The organism is Bradyrhizobium sp. SZCCHNRI2009, assembly GCF_032485115.1.
In the GTDB taxonomy this organism is placed as follows: Bacteria; Pseudomonadota; Alphaproteobacteria; order Rhizobiales; family Xanthobacteraceae; genus Bradyrhizobium.
The window spans coordinates 751,942-772,388 of the sequence record NZ_JAUEUH010000001.1 but is presented as its reverse complement, the minus strand read 5'-3'; the positions used below and the strand labels follow the sequence as shown (position 1 = coordinate 772,388).

At 63.2% G+C, this 20,447-nt stretch carries 22 protein-coding genes and 1 tRNA gene; 10 read left to right on the top strand and 13 right to left on the bottom strand.

Features of this window, described 5'->3' with window-relative positions; all coding sequences use genetic code 11:
• Window positions 1-59 precede the first annotated feature (59 nt).
• Entirely contained in the window at window positions 60-758 is a 699-nt protein-coding gene (locus tag QX041_RS03505; protein ID WP_316164485.1) for a hypothetical protein, read from the top strand.
• A gap of 448 nt (window positions 759-1,206) precedes the next feature.
• On the opposite strand, the gene QX041_RS03500 is transcribed toward QX041_RS03505, so the two are convergent.
• Entirely contained in the window at window positions 1,207-1,419 is a 213-nt protein-coding gene (locus tag QX041_RS03500; protein ID WP_006611186.1) for a DUF3126 family protein, read from the bottom strand.
• Window positions 1,420-1,685: 266 nt separating this feature from the next.
• Window positions 1,686-2,516, bottom strand: a complete 831-nt coding sequence (gene cysE, locus QX041_RS03495; RefSeq protein WP_315714689.1) for a serine O-acetyltransferase — start codon at window positions 2,514-2,516, stop codon at window positions 1,686-1,688.
• 448 nt (window positions 2,517-2,964) lie between these two features.
• Between cysE and QX041_RS03490 the strand changes: the two genes are divergently transcribed.
• Window positions 2,965-4,329, top strand: coding sequence for a hypothetical protein (locus tag QX041_RS03490; RefSeq protein ID WP_410051857.1), 1,365 nt, complete (start codon window positions 2,965-2,967; stop codon window positions 4,327-4,329).
• Window positions 4,330-4,445: 116 nt separating this feature from the next.
• Here QX041_RS03490 and QX041_RS03485 read toward each other — a convergent pair whose 3' ends face one another.
• On the bottom strand, window positions 4,446-5,195 hold the full coding sequence (locus tag QX041_RS03485) for an alpha/beta hydrolase (RefSeq protein WP_315714691.1): 750 nt from the start codon (window positions 5,193-5,195) through the stop codon (window positions 4,446-4,448).
• A 147-nt stretch (window positions 5,196-5,342) separates the two neighbouring features.
• Window positions 5,343-6,494: a hypothetical protein gene (locus tag QX041_RS03480; protein WP_410051846.1), complete on the bottom strand. Its 1,152-nt coding sequence runs from the start codon at window positions 6,492-6,494 to the stop codon at window positions 5,343-5,345.
• Window positions 6,495-6,786: 292 nt separating this feature from the next.
• On the opposite strand from QX041_RS03480, the gene QX041_RS03475 reads away from it, so the two are divergent.
• Window positions 6,787-7,029, top strand: a complete 243-nt coding sequence (locus tag QX041_RS03475) for a zinc-finger domain-containing protein (RefSeq protein WP_315714692.1) — start codon at window positions 6,787-6,789, stop codon at window positions 7,027-7,029.
• A 10-nt stretch (window positions 7,030-7,039) separates the two neighbouring features.
• Window positions 7,040-8,239 carry an FAD-dependent monooxygenase gene (locus tag QX041_RS03470; protein WP_315714693.1) on the top strand — a complete coding sequence of 400 codons (1,200 nt, stop codon included), beginning with the start codon at window positions 7,040-7,042 and terminating at the stop codon, window positions 8,237-8,239.
• 16 nt (window positions 8,240-8,255) lie between these two features.
• Here QX041_RS03470 and QX041_RS03465 read toward each other — a convergent pair whose 3' ends face one another.
• The 5 genes from QX041_RS03465 to QX041_RS03445 all read right to left on the bottom strand — a co-directional run bounded on the left by QX041_RS03465 (window position 8,256) and on the right by QX041_RS03445 (window position 12,368).
• Window positions 8,256-8,630: a hypothetical protein gene (locus tag QX041_RS03465; RefSeq protein WP_409999229.1), complete on the bottom strand. Its 375-nt coding sequence runs from the start codon at window positions 8,628-8,630 to the stop codon at window positions 8,256-8,258.
• A 651-nt stretch (window positions 8,631-9,281) separates the two neighbouring features.
• Window positions 9,282-9,848, bottom strand: coding sequence for a hypothetical protein (locus tag QX041_RS03460; RefSeq protein ID WP_316164483.1), 567 nt, complete (start codon window positions 9,846-9,848; stop codon window positions 9,282-9,284).
• Between the two features lie 40 nt (window positions 9,849-9,888).
• Window positions 9,889-10,362 (bottom strand): hypothetical protein, encoded by a 474-nt coding sequence (locus QX041_RS03455; protein WP_315729345.1) that lies wholly within the window; start codon window positions 10,360-10,362, stop codon window positions 9,889-9,891.
• Window positions 10,363-10,804: 442 nt separating this feature from the next.
• Window positions 10,805-11,848 (bottom strand): transporter, encoded by a 1,044-nt coding sequence (locus tag QX041_RS03450; RefSeq protein ID WP_315714978.1) that lies wholly within the window; start codon window positions 11,846-11,848, stop codon window positions 10,805-10,807.
• Between the two features lie 385 nt (window positions 11,849-12,233).
• Window positions 12,234-12,368 carry a hypothetical protein gene (locus tag QX041_RS03445; RefSeq protein ID WP_316164482.1) on the bottom strand — a complete coding sequence of 45 codons (135 nt, stop codon included), beginning with the start codon at window positions 12,366-12,368 and terminating at the stop codon, window positions 12,234-12,236.
• Between the two features lie 388 nt (window positions 12,369-12,756).
• On the opposite strand from QX041_RS03445, the gene QX041_RS03440 reads away from it, so the two are divergent.
• The 4 genes from QX041_RS03440 to QX041_RS03425 all read left to right on the top strand — a co-directional run bounded on the left by QX041_RS03440 (window position 12,757) and on the right by QX041_RS03425 (window position 17,736).
• Window positions 12,757-15,243: an arylsulfatase gene (locus QX041_RS03440; protein ID WP_316164481.1), complete on the top strand. Its 2,487-nt coding sequence runs from the start codon at window positions 12,757-12,759 to the stop codon at window positions 15,241-15,243.
• A gap of 178 nt (window positions 15,244-15,421) precedes the next feature.
• Window positions 15,422-16,903 (top strand): DUF1254 domain-containing protein, encoded by a 1,482-nt coding sequence (locus QX041_RS03435; protein WP_315826230.1) that lies wholly within the window; start codon window positions 15,422-15,424, stop codon window positions 16,901-16,903.
• Between the two features lie 26 nt (window positions 16,904-16,929).
• The gene (locus tag QX041_RS03430) at window positions 16,930-17,382 is read left to right on the top strand and encodes a DUF2721 domain-containing protein (protein WP_315826231.1); all 453 of its coding nucleotides are present in this window, start codon (window positions 16,930-16,932) and stop codon (window positions 17,380-17,382) included.
• Window positions 17,383-17,490: 108 nt separating this feature from the next.
• Window positions 17,491-17,736 (top strand): hypothetical protein, encoded by a 246-nt coding sequence (locus QX041_RS03425; RefSeq protein ID WP_315826232.1) that lies wholly within the window; start codon window positions 17,491-17,493, stop codon window positions 17,734-17,736.
• 45 nt (window positions 17,737-17,781) lie between these two features.
• Here the strand turns inward: QX041_RS03425 and QX041_RS03420 are convergent, their stop codons facing one another.
• Genes QX041_RS03420 through QX041_RS03410 form a run of 3 tightly spaced genes read right to left on the bottom strand, consistent with a single transcriptional unit; the run spans window position 17,782 to window position 19,016 of the window.
• A complete protein-coding gene (locus QX041_RS03420) occupies window positions 17,782-18,189 on the bottom strand; it encodes a hypothetical protein (RefSeq protein WP_315826233.1) in 408 nt (135 codons plus the stop codon).
• Window positions 18,190-18,210: 21 nt separating this feature from the next.
• The gene (locus QX041_RS03415; protein ID WP_316164480.1) at window positions 18,211-18,675 is read right to left on the bottom strand and encodes a toll/interleukin-1 receptor domain-containing protein; all 465 of its coding nucleotides are present in this window, start codon (window positions 18,673-18,675) and stop codon (window positions 18,211-18,213) included.
• Window positions 18,672-19,016: a GrlR family regulatory protein gene (locus tag QX041_RS03410; protein ID WP_315826235.1), complete on the bottom strand. Its 345-nt coding sequence runs from the start codon at window positions 19,014-19,016 to the stop codon at window positions 18,672-18,674. The genes QX041_RS03415 and QX041_RS03410 overlap by 4 nt, the downstream gene beginning before the upstream one ends.
• Window positions 19,017-19,109: 93 nt before the next feature.
• On the opposite strand from QX041_RS03410, the gene QX041_RS03405 reads away from it, so the two are divergent.
• Both QX041_RS03405 and QX041_RS03400 read left to right on the top strand, forming a co-directional pair.
• A complete protein-coding gene (locus QX041_RS03405) occupies window positions 19,110-19,430 on the top strand; it encodes a hypothetical protein (RefSeq protein WP_315826236.1) in 321 nt (106 codons plus the stop codon).
• 88 nt (window positions 19,431-19,518) lie between these two features.
• A tRNA-Leu gene (locus tag QX041_RS03400) sits at window positions 19,519-19,605 on the top strand.
• 36 nt (window positions 19,606-19,641) lie between these two features.
• Here QX041_RS03400 and QX041_RS03395 read toward each other — a convergent pair.
• Window positions 19,642-20,367, bottom strand: coding sequence for a Crp/Fnr family transcriptional regulator (locus QX041_RS03395; RefSeq protein WP_316164479.1), 726 nt, complete (start codon window positions 20,365-20,367; stop codon window positions 19,642-19,644).
• Window positions 20,368-20,447 lie beyond the last annotated feature (80 nt).

The window sequence follows — 20,447 nt, the reverse complement described above, 5'->3', positions numbered from 1 at the left end:
ATGCCGCATCGCCATGGCATAGTCGGCGCTGATTCGGTCCTTGAGATCCCCTGCCCGTCATGACGATGTTTTCGGTCCGCAGTGCCCGCCCTTCGAACGGACATGGCCATGCCGTGCCGATCATCCTGGGCTGCGTGCTGGCGGCGGCGGCAATCGCGCTGGTCGCCTACCTGCTCTGGCCGACCTGGCGCGCCGGCACCTTCAAGGGACCCGAGCGCCTGCCGGTCAGCATCGGCGGCACCGTGTTCAACGTGCCGGCGGCCGCCATCCGGGTGAAGATCCAGCGCCATACGGGGCCGCAGGAGCGCGTCGATCTCGGCTTCGAATATCCCTCGCTCACGCCGCCCGAGGCGCCGCATCACGTCAGCGCCGACCAGATCGATCAGGCGCCGCACCCGATCGATCGCATCTTCGTCTCGATATCGGCGCATCACGACGCGATGTCGCCCGAGACGCGACTGAAGACGATCTATCCGCGCTATCTCAATCCGACGGCCGTGCCGGTGCAGGACGGATTGAGCCTGCGAAGCTTCCGCGCGGGCACAGCGTACGACATGGAGGATCTGTTCACGGCCGAGCAGCCTTTGCTGGTCGCCCGCTGCACGCGTGATGCCGCCACGCCGGGCATGTGCCTCAGCGAGCGCCGCGTCGAGGGCGCGGATCTCGTGTTTCGCTACCCTCGCAGCTGGCTGTCGCAATGGCAGGACGTGGCGAGCGCGATGGAGCGGCTGACTGCGCAGATGCACGCGGTGAAGTAGGTCGTAGGCAATCGTTGAAATCGTGGCCCGGATGAGCGCAGCCCGCGCACGGACGTCGAATGTGAGAGCTGCCAAACTCTCTCCGATCGTCATTCCGGGGCACGCGAAGCGTGAGCCCGGAATCCATACTCACGAGCGGATGTTGGGGCGACCACATGCGCCACGGCCATCGCGCGTCTCACGCCGTCCTGGGGCTATGGATTCCGGGCTCGCGCTTCGCGCGCCCCGGAATGACGGCGTGGATGGAAGCTGGGCTCATCCGCGGACGGATTGCGTGCTGACAGCGTGTGCGTAAGCACGCTGGAGCCGGTCTGCGGGAGCTGCTCTCTCAACCCGCGCGAGCGCGCCCCTGGGCGCGCCTGCACCACGATTCGTTCTGGCAACGCCGCCATCTTCGCAAGCGTCCCCGCATGCGCTTCGCGCTCATGCGGGCCGCTGCATCCGGCAACTACTCGACCAGATCGTCTTCCAGGATCGCCATCTGGAACTGGAACGAGCGGTCGTCGTCCTCGTCGTCGACGAACAGCACGCCGATGAACTCTTCGCCGATATAGACCTCGGCGGAGTCTTCCTTCTTCGGCCGCGGCACCACACGGATCTTGGGATTGCCGAACACGCGCTTCAGATACGCGTCGAGCTTCCTGACTTCCTGAACGTCCACGGTGATCTCCAATCGACAGCGAGGTTTGCAGATGATGCGGACGTTGCAGCGCGAACGTCCGTGTCCTTATGAGTTCGACATTCCAGCCCATCGATCGAGGCAAGACGAGCCGGCGATGTCGAACGACCTGAAAGGGACGCCGTGGATCTCACATTCACTCCGCCAAGACAAACGGCGGATCGTCAAATCCACAGACGCCAATGTGTTCGCACGAATTTCCCTGGATGAGAAGGTCTTGACTTCGCTGTCGCCGACGCGCTCGCGGCTCAGATCCCGATCGCGTTGATCATCTGATCCATGGTGCGCGACGGCTCCGCACAACCGGCCTCGCCGACGATCTTCGCCGGCACGCCTGCGACGGTGACGTTGTTCGGCACCGGCTTCACGACGACTGAACCGGCGGCAATGCGCGCGCAATGACCGACTTCGATGTTGCCGAGCACCTTGGCGCCGGCGCCGATCAGCACGCCGTGACGAATCTTGGGATGCCGATCCTCGTTCTCCTTGCCTGTGCCGCCGAGCGTCACGCCGTGCAGAATCGAGACGTTGTCCTCGATGATGGCCGTTTCGCCGCAGACGAAGCCGGTGGCGTGATCGAGGAAGATGCCGCGGCCGATGCGCGCCGCCGGATTGATGTCGGTCTGGAACACCGCCGAAGACCGGCTCTGCAGATAGAACGCGAAATCCTTGCGGCTCTTGCGGTACAGCCAATGCGCCAGCCGGTGCGTCTGCAGCGCGTGAAAGCCCTTGAAGTAGAGCAACGGATCGATGAAGCGCGTGGTGGCGGGATCGCGATCGTAGACGGCGACGAGATCGGCGCGAAACGCATGGCCGAGGTCCGGCTCGTCGCGCAGCGCGTCGTCGAAGGTCTGGCGGATCAGGTCGCCCGACAGCGCGGAATGATCGAGACGATCGGCAACCCGGTGCACGACCGAATCCTCGAGACGGCCGTGGTGCAGAACGGTTGAATAGATGAAGGTCGCAAGCTCGGGCTCGCGACGCACGATCTCTTCTGCCTCGTGGCGGATCCGATCCCATATCGGATCAAGCGTCGCCAGCTTGCTGCCCTGCTGCGGATTGGTCTGATGCATAGCCATGGCTGCTTCTCGCAGTTTCAGTGGGCGGGCCTTATAGCACGGCGCATGGAACGATGTCCTCAGCGGGCTGCGCGAGGCCGGGGATCCATTCCAGCCAGCCTGCCTCCCAGAGAACACGGGATTGAGACATTTCCGTTACGCCCCGCCGGTGACGTCCCGGTTGCGCCGCCATGCCATTCGGCACCGCGTCGGCTCAAGGTGGGCAGCAGGAACCCGAAATCAAGACGATCACCGGGGAAGCAATCGGTTCCCGCCCCTGGAGCACCCTGCGGGCGGATGGGGCGGATACCGGTGGCTGCGGCAAAAAGGAACCACCCGGGGGGATCGAAGGCCGGCGGCCCCCGTTCGATCACGGGATCGGCTTTACCATCCATCGCTCTGCGTCTACTAGTGAATATCGCCCTGACCATACTTCGGCCACGGTGCTCCTGATCGGGGGGACACGGGTATCAGTAACACTCAGATCCTGGACGAACGCGCGACCGAGGCCGGATTGGCCTGGCTCCCCGTCATCGTCATCCCGCTCTTCCTGGTCGCGCCGGCGCTGTGGAACGGCTACCCGCTGCTGCAGTGGGACACCGGGGGCTATCTCGCGCGCTGGTACGAAGGCTATCTGGTGCCGAGCCGCTCGACCGTGTTCGGGCTCTATCTGCATTGGGGCGAGGGCTCGAGCTTCTGGCTCAATCTCGGCCTGCAGGCGCTGGCGACGCTGTGGATCCTGCAGCTCACCTTGCGCCTGCTGGGACTGGCCCAACCGCTGCGTCTGCTCTGGATCGGCCTGCTGCTGATCCTGACCACCGCCCTGCCCTGGCTCGCCAGCATGCTGCTGACCGACATCTTCGCCGGCCTGTCGGTGCTCGCGCTCTACATCATGGTCACCCAGGCGCGCCGGACCACCGTCCTGGAAAAGTGCGCGCTGTTCGGCTTCGTCGCCTTCGCCTCCGCCACCCACAGCGCCACGCTCGGCGTGCTGTTCGGCCTGTGCTGCGCCGGCTGGATCGCCTATCCCTGGCTGCGCCGGCAGATCGCGCTCTCCGGCCTGATCCAGGCCAGCATGACGATCGTCGCGGGTGCGGCGATGCTGCTCGCGGCCAACTTTGCCCTGTCCGGCCAGCTCGCGTGGACGCCGGGCGGTACCGGCGTCGCCTTCGGCCGCATGCTCCAGGACGGCATCGTGGCGCAATATCTGAAGGACCATTGCGCCCGCGAGAAGCTGAAGCTCTGCCCCTATCGCAACGAGCTGCCGCCCACCGCCGACGACTTCCTGTGGGGCAACAGCATGTTCAACAAGCTCGGCCGCTTCGAGGGCATGAACGACGAGATGGGCTTCATCGTGAAGCGGTCGCTCGCGGCCTACCCGCTGTGGCAGGCCAGGGCCGCCGCGGTCGCCACCGCCGAGCAGCTGGTGCATGTGGCGACCGGCGAGGGCACCAACGGCTGGCTACCGCACACCTATGGCATCATCGAGCGCTACATCCCCTCGCAGGTCAAGAAGATGCGCGCCGCACACCAGCAGCACTGGGAGATCAGTTTCGCCGTCATCAACTGGCTGCACGTGCCGGTCGCGCTGGCCTCGATGCTGGCGGCGGCGGCGATCGCGGCGCACGCGATCTGGCGCCGGCGACGCGACGACGTGGCCCTGCTCGCCATCACCGTGACCCTGGCACTGCTCGGCAATGCCGTGATCTGCGGCGTCATCTCCGGCCCGCATGACCGCTACGGCGCCCGGATGGTGTGGATCGCCACCTTCACCGCGCTGATCGCGGCGATGAGGTGGTTCAGCGGCGAGCGTGTGGACGGCTCCGCCGCATGACGCCCCCGTGGCCCGCATCAGCGACAGCCGGCGCCGGTCGGCGATTGTGACATGCGGGGTCTCGCGCGCTATGCCGGAGACCCCTTGGGGGCGCTGCGCTCGCCCGGGCTACGGCTTCAGCGCCGTGACAGAAAGTCGATCACCCCGGCCTTGTAGACCTTGTCGCCGACCGCGCGCATGTGATCGCGATTGGGGATATCGAGCACTTCGGCACCGGGGATGAGCGCGCCGAGCGCCGGACCGGAGCCCGACACTTCGTCGGCCGTGCCGACCGCGACCAGCACCGGCACGGCGATACGGCGGGCGTCGTCGCGCGAGATCAGGCCGCGCGAGCCGCGCATGCAGGCGGCCAGCGCCAGACGGTCGGAGCGGGTCTGGTCGGCGAAGGCGCGGAAGGTGCGGCCCACGGGATCGGTCACGTTATCGATCGAGGGCGCCTCGAGCGCGGCGGCGACGTTCTCGCCGGGACCGCCGCCTTCGATCATCGCCATGCCGATGCCGCCGAAGATCGCCGAACGCAGCCGCTCTGGCGCGGTGAGCGCGATATGCGCGGCGATGCGGCCGCCGAGCGAGTAGCCCATCACGTCGGCGCTGGCGAGGCCGAGATGATCCATCAGCGCCGTGACGTCGCTCGCCATCTCCGCGATCGAATACAGCGTGGGGTCGTACAGCTTGGCCGAATCGCCATGGCCGCGGTTGTCGAGCGCGATCACCCGGCGGCCATCCTTGCGCAATTCGGAGATCCAGGCCGGATAGACCCAGTTGACGTTCTTGCTCGAGGCAAAGCCATGGACGAGCACGATCGGATCGCCCTCCCCCTCGTCGATGAAGGCAATTTCAACGGCGCCGTTGTGAAAGCTCGGCATCGGTCGCGAATCCCGGAACGCTGGAGTGAAGCTGGTCGGACGAAGTCTAGATCATGATGCGATTCCACGGAATCGCATCATGATCTTATCCCTTTGTTTGAGCATGATCTTTTCGGAAAACCGGCTTCCACTTTTCCGGATCATGCTCTAGCCGCAGGACGCGGTTGCGGCCAGTTCGGGAGCGACGGCCGCGGTCTGCATCCGGCGCAGGCGGCGCCGCCGGCTCCGGTCGAGCCAGGCCTGGGTGGCCCGCTCGGTCATCGCCTTCAGCGATGCGACGAAGCTGAGCAGCGTCATCAGCGCGCCGAACAGCCAGAGCGCGAGATTGAATGCGCCCGCGGTCAGCAGCAGCGCGCCGCGGCCGAGCAGCTTCAGGATCGCCCGCGTCTGCCCGCCCTTGGCCTCCGCCAGGCGGGCCGCGCGGGCGATGTCCTTCGGTCCTTCGGCGAGCTTGAGCGAATCCAGTGCGCCGCGCGTGCCGGCCTTTTCGGTGATGCGGCCGACATCCTTGGCGAGCCGCACCAGCGCGCCGGCCTTCTCGGCGCGGAACGCCGCCCGGATCGCGGTCGCGGTCTGGCCCGGACGAAGCACCGAGCCCGAGGCCACCGCCTGCTGCAGCAGCGGCGCATCGACCACCTCGCGCGCGGAACGTCCCGCCCAGGCGGCGAGCCCCTCGCCCAGCCGGCCAACCTTTCGCGCATCCTTCACCAGCGTCAGCCCGGCCCGCACTGGCGCGGCGGTGCCGGCCGAGGCATAGGTTGCGGCGGTGACGGCAAGACCGGCCGTGGCCAGGCCCAGCACCAGGCGGTCGGTCTCCTCGCCCATCACCAGATGCTTGCCTTCGCGGACCGCGTCGCGGATGTCGCCGAACACGAAGAGATCGCCGGCTACCGTGCCGGACAGGCTCGCGACGTCGTCGGCCTGGCCGGTGACGAGCCCGGTCGCGAACCGCTTGGCAACGCTGGCCGGCGCCTTCTCGGCGGCCACCGCATCGCTCACGCGCTGCACCAGCCCCTCGTCGAGCACCACCTGCTGATCCCGCGCGAGCGCGACGAAGCTCTCCGCGAGATCTGGATCGCCGGCGGCGAGCGCGTCCTCGATATTGCTGATGATCCGCGCCGGATCGTTCTGCAGAACGGACGCGATCTGAAGCTCCGACAGCCTCGCCGGATCGTCCTGCGCCACGACGATGGCTCCGGCCCCATAGGCGTGCGGCCATATCGCAGCGCCGACCGCGGCGCTCACGGCGAGCCCGGCCAGCGCCAGACCGAGTCCCAGCTTGATTCGCTTCGAGATCACGCCGCCTTCACGTTTTCGCGGGAACGATGCGGAGAGACATAATAATTTTTGTGCCTGACACAACGGCCCCGACGAAAGAAGGGCTTCTCGGCGGCCCTGAGTTTGTGTCGAATCCACAGGCCACAACATAACGGCGTGCGTTGCACCAAACGCGGGTTCCCAGCACTAGGAATTGGCCTTAAGGCTCAGTATGGTCGCGCCGTTTTCGACGCGCGCGGCCGTGCGACCTCAGTCCCGTCCTGCTCCGTCGTGCTGACCGCATACGCTCCCGTTGCCACGCGAGGTGATACCGATGGCCGATAACATCGTCCCGCATTTCAACAACGATGCCGGAGTCCCCGTCATCGAGATCGGCTCGCATGAGTTCATGTGCGTGGGCGCCAATCCGCCGTTCGATCATCCGCACGTGTTCCTCGATCTCGGCAACGACAAAGAGATCATCTGCCCGTACTGCTCGACGCTGTACCGCTATGCGCCGGACCTCGCCGCCGGCGAGGCGCGGCCGCCGGAATGCGTGCTGAAGGACGTCGCCTGATCGGCGTGTCGTGGCATCGCGTACCGTCTATGTGGCGGGGGCCGGAATTGGCGGCCTGACGGCTGCGCTCGCGCTCGCCACCAAGGGCTTCCGCGTCGTCGTGCTGGAGAAGGCCGAACGGCTCGAGGAGGTCGGCGCCGGCCTGCAGCTCTCGCCCAACGCCAGCCGTATCCTGCTCGATCTCGGCCTGGGGCCGCGGCTGACCGCGCGTGCCGTGGTGCCCGACGCCGTCAGCATCATGAGCGCGCGGGCCGGCGGCGAGATCGCCCGCCTGCCGCTCGGCGAGGCCGCGAGCCAGGCGGCTGGCGCGCCTTATTGGGTGATCCACCGCGCCGATCTGCAGGCGGCGCTGGCCGCGGAGGTGATGGCGCATCCGGACGTCGAACTGCGGCTCGGCTGCCAGTTCGAGGACGTCGCCGCCCACGCCAAGGGCCTGACCGTGGTGCATCGCCGCGGCAATGAGCGCCGCCAGGACGTGGCGCTGGCGCTGATCGGCGCCGACGGCGTGTGGTCGGCGGTCCGGCACCACCTGTTTCCGCAGGTCCGCGCCGAGTTCTCCGGCCTGATCGCCTGGCGTGGCACGCTCGACGCCCGGCAATTGCCACGCGAATTGACGGCAGCGCGGGTGCAGCTCTGGATGGGCCCCGAGGCCCATCTCGTCGCCTATCCGATTTCGGCCGGCCGCCAGGTCAACGTGGTCGCGGTGGTGCCGGGGACCTGGAACCGGCCGGGCTGGAGCACGGAAGGTGATCCGAGCGAGCTGAAGGCGGCGTTCGCGCCGCCGCGCTGGCCCGCGACGGCGCGGCTGCTGCTCAATGCGGTCGACGGCTGGCGCAAATGGGCGCTGTTCGGCGTCCCCGAAGGCATCGAATGGACCGAGGGCAGCGTCGCGCTGCTGGGCGACGCCGCGCACGCCATGCTGCCCTTTGCAGCGCAGGGCGCGGGAATGGCGATCGAGGACGCGGTGGTGCTCGCCAAGTGCCTGAGCGAGGCGCGCCCGGACGGTCCGGGCGCGATCCCGGCTGCGCTGAAACGCTACGCCAAGCTGCGCCGCCCGCGCGTCGGCCAGGTGCAGCGCACCGCACGCAATCAGGGCCGCCTCTATCACATGACCGGACCGCTGGCGCTGGCCCGCGACCTCAGCATCAAGGCGCTCGGCCCGCAGCGCCTGTCGGCGCGGCAGAGCTGGATCTACGACTGGCGGCCGTAGGCGAAGCGGCCCGGTCTCAGTAGACCGAGCCGTCCCGCGGCAGGGTCGACGGCGTGCCCGCACCGGAGGCCATCGGCCGCGCGGGACGCGCCGGCTTGACCGGCTTGCCGGATTTCGCAGCAGCCGGCTGCGGTGCCGGGGTCTCCTGGCACTTGTTGCGGCGCCAGGCCTCTTCGGCGAACTGGGTCTGGCCACGGATCGCGATATAGTCGTTGCGATAGGCGACCTCGGCCACCACCGCGCCGCCGGCTCCGGTCTCTGCCTTGGCCATCAGGCCCTGCAGCTCGGCTGCGCGCCCGGCCAGCGCCTTGCGCTCGGCCTCGAGCTGCTTGCAGTCATAGAGCTCATACTTGGCCGGATCCGCGAAGGCGGTCGACACGCTGTCGCTCATGCCGGCGCAGCCCGACAGCAACGATCCCAACCCCAGCAGTCCCGCGGCCAGCGCGACGCGAAGCCGATCGCTGGTCACGCAGCCTCGACCGTGCAGCGGCGTCGAGCCATTGGCTCGATCCTGGGCTCGATCATGGGCTGATCGGCCGCGGACATCGGCCCGAACGGCGGCAGCATTCGTCTCTGCGATGGTCCTCGGATTCGTCACGCTCACCTCGCCCAACGACCGGCCCGCAAGGGATGCGGATCCGAATCGGATTCTCGTGATGGGTCCGTGCCTTACAACGGCCGCTTCGTCCATGTCTTGCACCACGTGATCCCAGACTTGGCAAAGCGCTTCAACGCGAAGGCATCTCAAAGCAGCTGGTGACGGCCGGATTGAGGCTTTACCAAGGCGCTCGCGCTGGCTTGAGCAGGAGCTTCGTCAGGCACGCCATTGCCGGACGCTTACGGTTTTTCACCTTGATCCGGTCCCTTTCACGGTGCGGGCGGTCAATCGGTTTCGACACCATCCCCTCTTATCCCTTGCTGCGGGCGGCGGGGACCCGATCTCGCCGCGCCCAAGGGAGCGACGAGGAGGCCGCCCGAGCGAGAGAAACAAGCTTCGGGGCGGGACGGCGGCGCCGGCCACAGAGCGCCGCCGTTGGCGAGATCAGCGATCGGCATCACCGATGCGAATATAGATGCGCGATCCATTGCAGATCTGAGCGTACTGGTTGCCATCGGAACGGCTGACCAATTGGACGATCGGCGCGGGCTGGGCGAATGTGATGGTCCGCGCGCCCTCGCTGATCACCCCAGTCGCATCTGCAACGTCGGCGACTTGCGTCAGCCCGGCGATCGGGCCGGTCAGGATCGTGTGGCTGTACGTGCCCGGCACCGCCTTGAGCAACACCCTCTCATCGGAGGTGATCGTGTAGGTGAACTTGTATGAGGTAACGCCGGTCTCGCCTCCGCCGGTGTCCACCGAGAAGTCCTGGACATCCATCATCCCGGTGCCATCGGCGCGAAGCACCATGACGCCTTCGACGGTGAAGGAAAAGAGCTTCAGCGGGCCGACCTTTGGCGTGAAGTTCGAATTGAATCCGACAGCGGCCGGATTCCGGATGCACAACGATTTGCCAGCTAACGCATAGGTTCCGCGTAGACTTGCATGATCATTCGCAGACGCGGCCGTGCTTGCCGTCGCAGCGGCGGCCAAAATAAGAAGGCGGTGCATATGGTTTCCTCCCCGATCAGAACAATGGCTCGCCCTTACATCAGCGGTCGTCGTCGCTGAGGCGGGTCATGATGAGAGATCCATTGCAGATCCGGGCAAACTGGGTGCCATTGGAACGACTGACCGTCAGGACGGTCGGCGCGGGCGGAGCGAGGACGATGGCCCGTGCTTCTTCGCCGATGAATCCGCTGGTGTCGGGAACATCGACGACTTGCGTCAACCCGGCGTTCGGTCCGGTCAGGGTCGTGGAGCTGTACGTACCTGGCACCGCCTTGACCGACAGCTTGCCACCGGGGTCAATCGAGTAGGTGATTTGGTACGAGATATCGCTGGTCGTCCCTTCGCCGGCGTCGACCGTGAAGGACCGGTTGTTCACCGTGCCGGTGCCGTCGGCGCGAAACACCATGACGCCGTCGACGGTGGTGGCGAAGAACACGACCGGACCCTTCGGCAAGAAGTTCGAGTCGAATCCGATCGACGCCGAGTTCTGGATACAGTCCGATGCGCCCGTCATCGCATAGGTCCCGTGAAGCCGACTGGGGTGATCATGAGCAAACGCCGCCGCGCTTGCAGTGATACCGACGAGGACCAGAATAGAAGAGCGATGCAAAATAGCCTCCCTGATCGAATGATCGCCCTTGCGTGGGCTGGAGGTACCATATGCCGCAAAGATGACGATTAGTCGTTGTTAGTCACAAAGCTGCAAAATAGCGCTACACCCGCACGAGTTGAATGCTCTGCGGCAATTTCTCATGCGAACAGCTCGACTCTAGCAGGCGCAATCTTCACATCAGTCCCCGCTCCTCGTGCATCCACAACCAACCGTGCCGGATCCGAGGTCGTGTCCCCGGTGGTGGTGTAGCTAGCGGTGGGGCAGCGCGCTCGCCGGGGAGAGCCGGGCAGGTCAGCTGGCGATTGCCGGGGCGGGAGCTGGGCCGCCACGGCTCATCAAAGCCTTATTTCGTTATCATCCGCCTCGGTGGCGCGGTCGGTGTTGGTGCTGCCGGCGAGATGACAAACGTCACCCAGGCGTTCCAGCCGTCAGGCCGGTTTTCCGCGGCAAATTCCTTGTAGGCCTTGAAGTTGAGGTAGCCTTGCATGTCACCGACCGGGAAGATAAACCCGACCTGCGGGCCGACACCCGCGACCTGCGAGCGGAAGCAGCCGACGCGATCGCCGGAGCCGCTATCGCAGCCAAGTTGCTTGTAGACGTAGCCCACCAGCCCGATCTGGACCTGCTTGCTCAGGAATTGCGAAGCGCCCCAGTCGAAGTGCATGTCGACGCCGCTTTGATACTGCGTGTCAGGATTTGTGAAATTGTAGGTGAAGCCTAGCACGCCGGAGAGCTCATGTCCGCTCTGTGGATTGAAATAGGTGTAGCCGCCGCCCGCATCGATCGTCCCATGCCCGATCCCGATATTGGCGAGGCGCGTGGACTGGTAAGCGCCGACAGGGATGTCACCCATCACGTAGGTCATGTAGTTGTTGACGCCCGCGTTCCAGCGCAGTGCGAATTGGGGGATCAAATCGCCGAAGCCAGTGATGGAATCGCTGACGGAATCAAAGCGCGAGAACGGAATTGAGCCGCCCGGTGTTGAAAGCGAGCCCGTCACCAATCCATTGAGCGAGGTTGTATTTGCGCCGTAGATTCCGATCAGGCTTGCAGACGCCTGACCACCGAGAACCGGTGTCGCGAAGACGTAGGTCGCGTTCAGCAGGCCAAGATCGACGTTCGCATTGACGTTTGCGTTCAAGGTAGCTGTCAGATTCGCAGGAATACGGCCGATCTGGATCTCACGAGCGCGCGCCACGTCCCTGCCGGCAGACACTGAGGTATGATAATAAATTGACGCAGCCGACCAACCGGGCTGCTGAGGCGTGGCGGCAAGGCTACCGAATGTGCCCGGAATCCAAAAGCTGATGCCGCTCTCATCTGCCGAGACAATCGTCGGTACTGATGCAATGGTCGCAAATGCAATAGCGCCAAGCGCCCTCGTCATTCTCATGGCAATCTCCTGCCGAACCACGACCCTCGCTCATAGTGAGTGACGAGCATGATGCTGACAGTATGACAGGCCGTACTGCGCCGGGCGATAGCCGTCACGATGACAGGGAACAATTTGCAACCGGATGTTGCAAGTGAAGCACAGTGTCGCCCTGGTCCGCCGCTTAGCAAAGAATTGCTTGTTTGTTCCTAGGGAAATTCACGCGGCTCTCTAAGAGACAGGACAGCCTCGCGCGTGATCATGAGAGAAACCAAGACAAACCTTGTCGCCGCTTGGGAAAGTGCCTTTTGGTTTCTCGTCTTTCAGGAGGCAGTTGCCAGCTACATCCATAGGGCCACGCTGTCTCCGCACAGCCATCTCCCAGGTCAAGACGATTGCCCTACTCGAGACGATCGCTCTTGATCGCAAGCCGATGCTTCGCAGAAAGCTTCTGCCAAGAAACCAACGAAACTGCAACCAAGGTGATCGCGAGCGCGGCGCCGACGACGGGATGATTGAGCTTGTAGGCGAGCATAGCGTATCGCTGTCGATCCAGGAAGACCAGGAAAGCTTGCCCTTGACGGTTTGAGACTCAGAAAATGTTCCCCATTGATTTCGCTCAAGGTCCGTTATTCGACTTGTTCGGTGCAGCACGATGCCGAACGTGTGCGCGTGTCCTGCTCTTCAGTATTTCTTCGATATTTGATGGTTCTTTGCAGATGCCTGACCGGCGTGAGACATCGGCAGGTCCATACAATAATACAATAGATGAGCGTGCCCCGCTGGTTAGCACAGCCAGGCGATCGCATCTGCCCTAGGCGCCTTCGCGCGTGGGTTGATCTGCGTCAACGTCGCTCCTTGCGCCGTCCTAGAGGATCACAAGTATCTGCGCGGTTGCGCGCACCTCTTGGGGAGGGCCTGCGATGAATTTTCGTGCGATTGCTTCCATATTGTTTTTGACGTCGGCGATATCCGCCCCCGCGTTTGCACAGCAAGCGCAACCGACTACGCCGCCGCTCGGCTCCCCGGCCGCGACCATCACCATTCCGGGCGACCAGCTTCCACCGCCACCGCCGAAATTCGGCGGCACGATCACGGAGGATGCGAAGACCTCGAAGCCGTGGTGGCCTCCGACGGTCGTGCCGCGTAAAGGTGCGCCGAACGTTCTGCTGATCATGACCGACGATTCCGGTTATGGCGTGCCGAGCACATTCGGCGGGGTGATCCCAACGCCAACGCTCGATCGCATCGCCAAGAATGGCCTGCGCTACACCCAATTCCACTCGACGGCGCTCTGCTCGCCGACGCGAGCGGCTCTGATCACCGGTCGCAACCATCACTCGGTCGGCTTCGGCCAGATCAGCGAACTGGCGACTGGATATCCGGGCTATGACTCGGTCATCGGTCCGGAGAACGCGACTATCGGCCGGATTCTGAGCGACAACGGATATGCCACATCGTGGTTCGGCAAGAACCACAACACGCCGTCCTTCCAATACAGCGCGGCCGGTCCGTTCGACCAATGGCCGAGCGGGATGGGCTTCCAGTACTTCTACGGCTTCATGGGTGGCGAGACCGACCAGTGGACGCCGTACCTGTTCCGCGACCACACCCCCGTTTACCCGTGGGTCGGGAAGAAGGGCTACAACCTGATCACCGACATGGCGGACGACGCGATCCGTTACATGAAGGAACTTGACGCCGCGGCGCCCGAGAAACCGTTCTTCGTCTACTACGTACCTGGCGCAACCCATGACCCGCACCAGCCAACCAAGGAATGGATCGACAAGATCAGCAAGATGCACCTGTTCGACCAGGGCTGGGAGAAGTTGCGAGACCAGATCTTCGCCAACCAGAAGCGATTGGGCGTGATTCCCGCAAACACGCAGCTCACGCCGTGGCCGGACGTCTTGCCGAAGTGGGATTCGCTCTCGGAGGTGAAGAAAAAGATCGTCATTCGCGAGGCCGACGTGTTCGCGGCCTATACCGCCTATGTCGACGATGAGATCGGCCGGGTGATCCAGGCGGTCGAAGACATGGGCAAGCTCGACAACACGTTGATCATCTACATCAACGGCGACAACGGCACGAGTTCGGAAGGCTCGATGATGGGTACGCCAAACTGGCTGACGGTCGCCAATGGCGTGCTCGATTTGCCGGAGGTCGAGTATCTTCGATATTACGAATCCTGGGGTTCGGACCAGACCTATCCGCACATGGCCGTGCCGTGGGCGTGGGCGTTCGACACGCCATTCAAGTGGACCAAGCAGATCGCGTCGCATTTCGGTGGGACGCGGCAGGGTATGGCTATCTTGTGGCCCGGCCACATCAACGATGTCGGAGGCATTCGCCCCCAGTTTCATCACGTGATCGACATCGTGCCCACAATCCTTGAGGCGGCCGGCATCAAGGCGCCCGACATGGTCGACGGCATCAAGCAGAAGCCCATTGAAGGCGTTAGCATGGCGTACACGTTCGACAAGGCAAATGCCAACGCACCGTCGAAGCGCACGACCCAGTACTTCGAGATGTTCGCCAACCGCGGCATTTACCACGAAGGCTGGTACGCCGCGACCACACCACCCGAGCCGCCGTGGCTTGTCGGCACGAAGGCGCTGCCGCCGGTCGAGCAGTACAAGTGGGAGCTCTACAACCTTGCCGAGGACTTCTCGCAGGCGGACGACCTTGCGGCGAAGAATCCCGAGAAGCTCAAGGAACTGCAGGCGGTGTTTGCGGCGGAGGCGAGCAGGTACCAGGTGTTTCCGCTGGATAACTCGGTGCTCCCGCGACTTCTCACGCCGCGGCCGAGTGGGACGGCGGGGCGAACGGAGTTCACCTATGTCGGTGAGAACGCTGACATTCCGATTGCCAATGCTCCCAGCCTCCTGAACAGGGACTACACGATCACAGCCGAGATCACCGTGCCCAGTGGCGGTGCCGAAGGGATGATCGCTACAATGGGCGGGAGGTTCGGTGGCTACGGCCTTTACCTGCTCAAGGGTAAACCGGTCTTCGTCTACAATCTTCTCAATCTCAAACGTTACAGCTGGGAGGGCGGCGTTGGAGCCGATGACTGGCTGGGCCAGGCGCTCAGTCCGGGTAAGCACAAGATCGCCTTCGACTTCAAATACGATGGACCCGGACTCGGCAAAGGCGGCAGCGGTGTCCTTTCGGTTGACGGCCGGGTGCTGTCGCAACAAAAAATGGAACACACGATTCCATTCATGATGGCGATCGATGAATCCATGGACGTTGGGCTCGATACCCGCACCGCGGTCGATGATAGCTATACGCTGCCATTCCGATTCACCGGCAAGATCGACAAACTGACCTACAACATCAAGCCGGAACAGTTGGCTGAGGAAGATCGCAAAGCCATGCAGAAGGCCGCGACCAAAGCAAACGACTAGCCTGGTCATTCCCAGCAAAGCAGTGGGGAGCAAAAGCTCCCCACTCTCAGAATCCGATATGTTCCGGGCGTCATCTGCGGTGGTCTCCCTCTTCCACGGCTTGCGACCGAAAGACGGGACGTTTCGAGCTTAGGTCAAATATGGGTCGAGCGGCGCGTTAATGAAAAGGAGATCGCTCATGAATTCATCTGCTGGACAGGAAGGCATTTCGCTTGATCGCCGCTGCCTGCTCACGACCGCACTCGGTGCCGGGCTGGGCACAGCCTTGTCATCCACAAGAAGCGAGGCGGCCGGCCCGCTGCTGCGCGCACTCGGCGACCTGAAGGGCGATGTCGAGGAAGAACTGGCGTATGTTCTTGCGTTGGAATGCTATGTCTACGGCTTTCCGCTTGTCATGATGGACGCAACCCGAGCGGTGATGACGGCCACGTCGAAGTCCGAACAGTATAAAGCGCCTGTCAACCAGTTCGGCAGGATGCGGACTTATGTCGATCCGGATTTCAAAGACTGCGTCCGCATCAGCGTCAACTCCCTCTGGGCGTTTTCATTCATCGACCTGGACAAGGAGCCGTTCGTCTATTCTCAGCCCGACACTCAGGGGCGATACATCATCATGCAGGCGCTCAACATGTGGACCGACGATTTCGCCTCGGCGGGCAGTCGGACGACCGGAACTGGCGCCGGAAACTTCCTGATCGCCGGCCCCAAATGGAACGGTGTTGCGCCCAATGGCATCAAGCAAACGTTCCGTTCGACGACCCGCTACGCATCCGTTCTGGTCCAGATCGCATGCGACAGCCCCAAGGAGTTCGTTGCAATCAACAAGCTGCAGGATGAATTGCAACTGACGCCGCTCAGCGCCTGGGGCAAGTCCTACACGCCACCCTCCGATGTGCCGATCGACACCAGTGTCGATACAACGGCGACGCCGTACGATCAGGTGCGGCTCATGACCGGCGAGATGTTCTTCAAGCGCCTCGCCGCTGCGTTGAAGGACAACCCGCCTTACCCTGACGACGCCAAGACTATCGACAAGCTCAAGCGCATCGGGATCGAGGTCGGCAAGGACTTTGAACCGTCCAAGCTCGATCCGGCCGTTCTGCGGGGGATCAACCGGGCGCCGGCCGAGGTCTGGTACAAGCTGGAAACAGGCCCCTACACTGCGCCGACCGTCAACGGCTGGCAGGGCGCGCTGAATATCGGTCGCTTCGGTACCGACTACACCACGCGGGCATTCATCGCCTGGTTTGGATTGGGGGCGCTGACATCGGACGATGCGGTCTATCCAACCGCCTTTGTCGATGGCGACGGCAACGTGCTGGACGGCGCGGCGAAGTATGTTCTCCATCTGGAGAAGGACGAGATATTCCCATCCGAAGCTGGGGTCTGGTCGGTCTCGCCCTATCGCGAGAATTTCTATGTTCGGAACGCGATCAACCGCTACGGCATAACTTCGGCGATGCCGATCAAATACAATCCAGACGGCTCGCTCGATATCTACATCCAGGCGCAATCACCAGGCGCCGACAAGGAGACGAATTGGCTTCCGTGTCCGCCGAGCCTGCCCTTCAATCTCAGCGTCAGGGTCTATCAGCCCAAGACTGCCCTTAAGGATGGCACGTTCAAGATCCCGCCCATCCGGCGCGTTCGCGACACCTGAAGAACTTGCAAGGACTGCGCGAGGAGATGGACAGTGTAATCCAGTTAGTGCCGGTAACGCCTTCAATCGACCAGCTGGCACGGATCATCGGCAACGTGGCGGCCCCGGCTTTCCTGCTGGGAGCCGTCGCGTCCTTCATCTCGGTTCTTATTTCCCGCATCAACCGTGTGGTCGACCGGGCCCAGTTCCTTCACGGCATCACCGATGATGATGCTTCAAAGGCTTACCTCAAGACGGATATTCCCCGGCTGCGGCACCGGGCTTCGCTCCTGAACAGGTCGCTGTTCTGCTCCATCCTTTCTGCGATCCTCACCGCCCTCATCATCATCGTTGCCTTCATCAGCGCCCTGTTCGATGTTGCCCACGAATATGGCGTGGCGCTGCTGTTCATGGCTGCGCTGCTGACGTTCTGCGCTTCTCTCATCGACCTCGCCCGCGAAACCCGAATTGCACTTCACGACAACGACCTGCGCGTGTAAGTCTTCCAGGGCAGTCGAGGGGTGATCGGATGTGACGAAGAGGTCTCGGAAGAGGCGCGGGCGTCAGAAGGCCACCGCGACGGCCCGCCGTGGAGCTCCGAGAAGCTCATGCAGGCCACCGTGAGCCATTGGCTGCGCGAGAAGGAGCGCGAGGGCCTGATCGGCGCCGGCACCACCCTGCACGGCCTCCGCGTCTCCTACGCGGCCTGGTGGAAGCGCAATGGCGCGACGGACGCGGAGATCGCCGACCTGCTGGGCGACAAGTCGCAGCGGATGGGAACCCACTATACTCGGCACGTCTCCCGGGAGGACAATGTAGTCCGGGCGTTCAAGCGATTGAAGAATATGGATTAATCGCCTGGGTATTCACACGGAACTGAAGAATGATCCGCGCTTAAGCTATGATCCTTCGGCCTCACCGCCTTCCGAGATCTCAGCAGCTTTCATGCGCGCGAGCCGAAGCTCTTCCTCTATCAGAGCCTCCTGTTCACGCTGGCGCTGTGCAACGGTCATGCGCTCCTCCCTGATCGCTCGGGCGCGCGCCCTTAGCTCTTCTTCGGTCAAGGTGCGCACGATCTCGCCCGAGGGTAACCTTCCTAAAGCTCTTTGGATAGTTTCGTAATCAGCTGACGGAGGGGCACGTCGTCTGGGTGACGTCAGTCTTGCTGTAATTTCATCGACAAGAGGAGCAAAGAATTTCTCCGGCGAGGCCAGCACCAGATTTTGTTGACGCAACAGCGCCATCATCTCCTGCGCCAGTTCGGCGTAGTCCGGTGGTCGATCAGCGGCCGCCGCGGGTTGTGCCATCGAGGATTGTTCTAGCAGAAGCTAAACTGGCTTTTCGATACTCGGCCAAAGCATTGGAAAGAGCTGATCCAACTCGTCGTCGGAACGGCGTTGCTCGGGCTCGACCGCCTCGTTTATATCACCAATAAGCTTCCGGAAATCCTGTTCGCCAAAGACCGTTCCCTGGAAGATTCTTAGCGGCGCTTTGACGTCAGAATGCCCGATGTCGAAGAGGACGGTCGCCCCCCGGCCAGACAGGTGCTTGGACAGGGCACCAGCCTCGAACGCAATCCATTGAGAATCCAGGTTTTCTCGCGTGAGAACAACCAAGCCGAAGCTGGATTTCTCAAGTTCGTCTCGAATCACCCCCTGCCATTGAGCTCCCTTCTCGATGTCAGTTGTAGTGATAAACGGCTTGACCGCAGGCAGAATTAACGGAGACCATTTTCGGAGCTCGTTGGCGATTTGTTGGCTCGACTGCCCTGACCAGCTAATAAAAAGCTTCATTTGAAATCTCCGGGCCTCGCGACGCGCCGTAGACTGATTGCCAGCGGGACGGGAGGCACCCCACGACCAAGCGCCCGGCCCTGCGCCATGATCAGATCATCATCGGCAAGCCCGACGAAGCTCACCTCGAGCTCTCTCAGCGGACCGAAAGCGCTACTGAGCGCTCCGGCATAGTGCACCACGCGAATCTTACCCGTGACGCGATTTCCGTCCTGTTGATATGATCCATAGTAGTAGTAGCCGCTGTCGCCACCCGACAAATTGCCATCCTGGATGGTCATCACCCCCACACCTTCGCTGAGAGCTGCGAACTGAGCGGTCCAGAGGCCATTTATGTCCATGACGGCTCCTTCAGAGGCAAGGCTCTCTACCATTGGCATATAAGATCACGCTCACTCGCAATGCTGGGGTAGTGCGGCTGAGGAACATAGATTATGGAGATTGCAGGGAAAATGCTCACCTGGGAGACTGCACAAACGACCCTCACTTGGCTATCTGTGCTCGCCGGTGGCGCAGCGGCATATCTTTGGTACCGCGCCTCTGTCGTAGTGGTGTGTGAAGGCGATCCCAAAGACGTCCCCGGGTACTACCTTGGCATGAACCATCCTTGGGCAAAAAAGGCAGGAAAGCAGATCAGCGTGCTGGGGACTTTTGCTGAAGGATCTCGCCTAAATCAGAGAGCCGCCATCGTCACCGGGATTTCTATCGGGCTCCAGGCGCTCGCTGTTGCCGCTGGCTACTTCGTGGCGAAGTGAACGAGAACAGAACGAGTTTTGTCTAACACTGGGCGGTTCCCGTCTAACGCTTGCCGCGGCAGACGAAAAAGGGTAGCGCAATCAACAGGCGGACGTGGCGGAACGGGTAGACGCAAGGGACTTAAAATCCCTCGATGGCAACGTCGTGTGGGTTCGAGTCCCACCGTCCGCACCAGCCCTGTGCACGCCCCGCTCGGCCGCCCTGCCCGGCTCAGTTCAACGCCGCCAGCCGCTCGAGCTCGGCGAGATCGGTGACCTCCAGCCTGCCCTCCGAGATCGTCAGGATCTTGCGATCGCGAAACAGCGCCAGCACGCGGCTGACATGGACCGAGGTCAGGCCGACGGCGTCGGCGATGTGCTGCTGCTTCAAGGGAAACGGATAGCGGTGATGCTGGACCACACCGTCCACCGCGACGCGCCGCATCAGGCTGAGCAGCAGATGCGCGATCCGACGCTCGGCCGGACGCTGGCCGAGCACGGTGATGAGCTCGTAGGAGGCCCGGCCGTTGTCGCCGAGAGAGCGGAACACCTCCATCATGACCAGCTCGTCGGCGCGGCACTGCTTGCGGACCTCCTCGCCATCGAGCCGGCTGACCTGGACCTGGGTCAATGCCTTGGCCGAGAAGCTCATGCCTTTGGCGAAGATCGCCGCCGGCGAGAAGATGTCGCCCGGCAGCAGGAAGCGCAGGATCTGGCGGCCGCCATCCGACAACTGGATGTAACGGAATGCCCAGCCGCTGCAGAGCACGAGCACATCGTCGCGCGCCTCGCTCTGGCATTTGATCTGCTGGCCGGCCCGGACGGTGAAGAACTGCTGATGGAGCCGCGGCAGCGCCGACTGCGCCCGGCAGGCCTTGAAAAGCGCGGCACAGAATCCGGAATCGACGTGGGTGCAGGAGACGCAGCAGCCGGGGAGATCGGGTTCTGATCGCAGCATCAAGGGGTGCGCGCTTGTGTCCAATCCGTCCCGCCGACCCGGCTTCGTCATTCGGTCATCGGGACGCTGTGGCGGTCGAT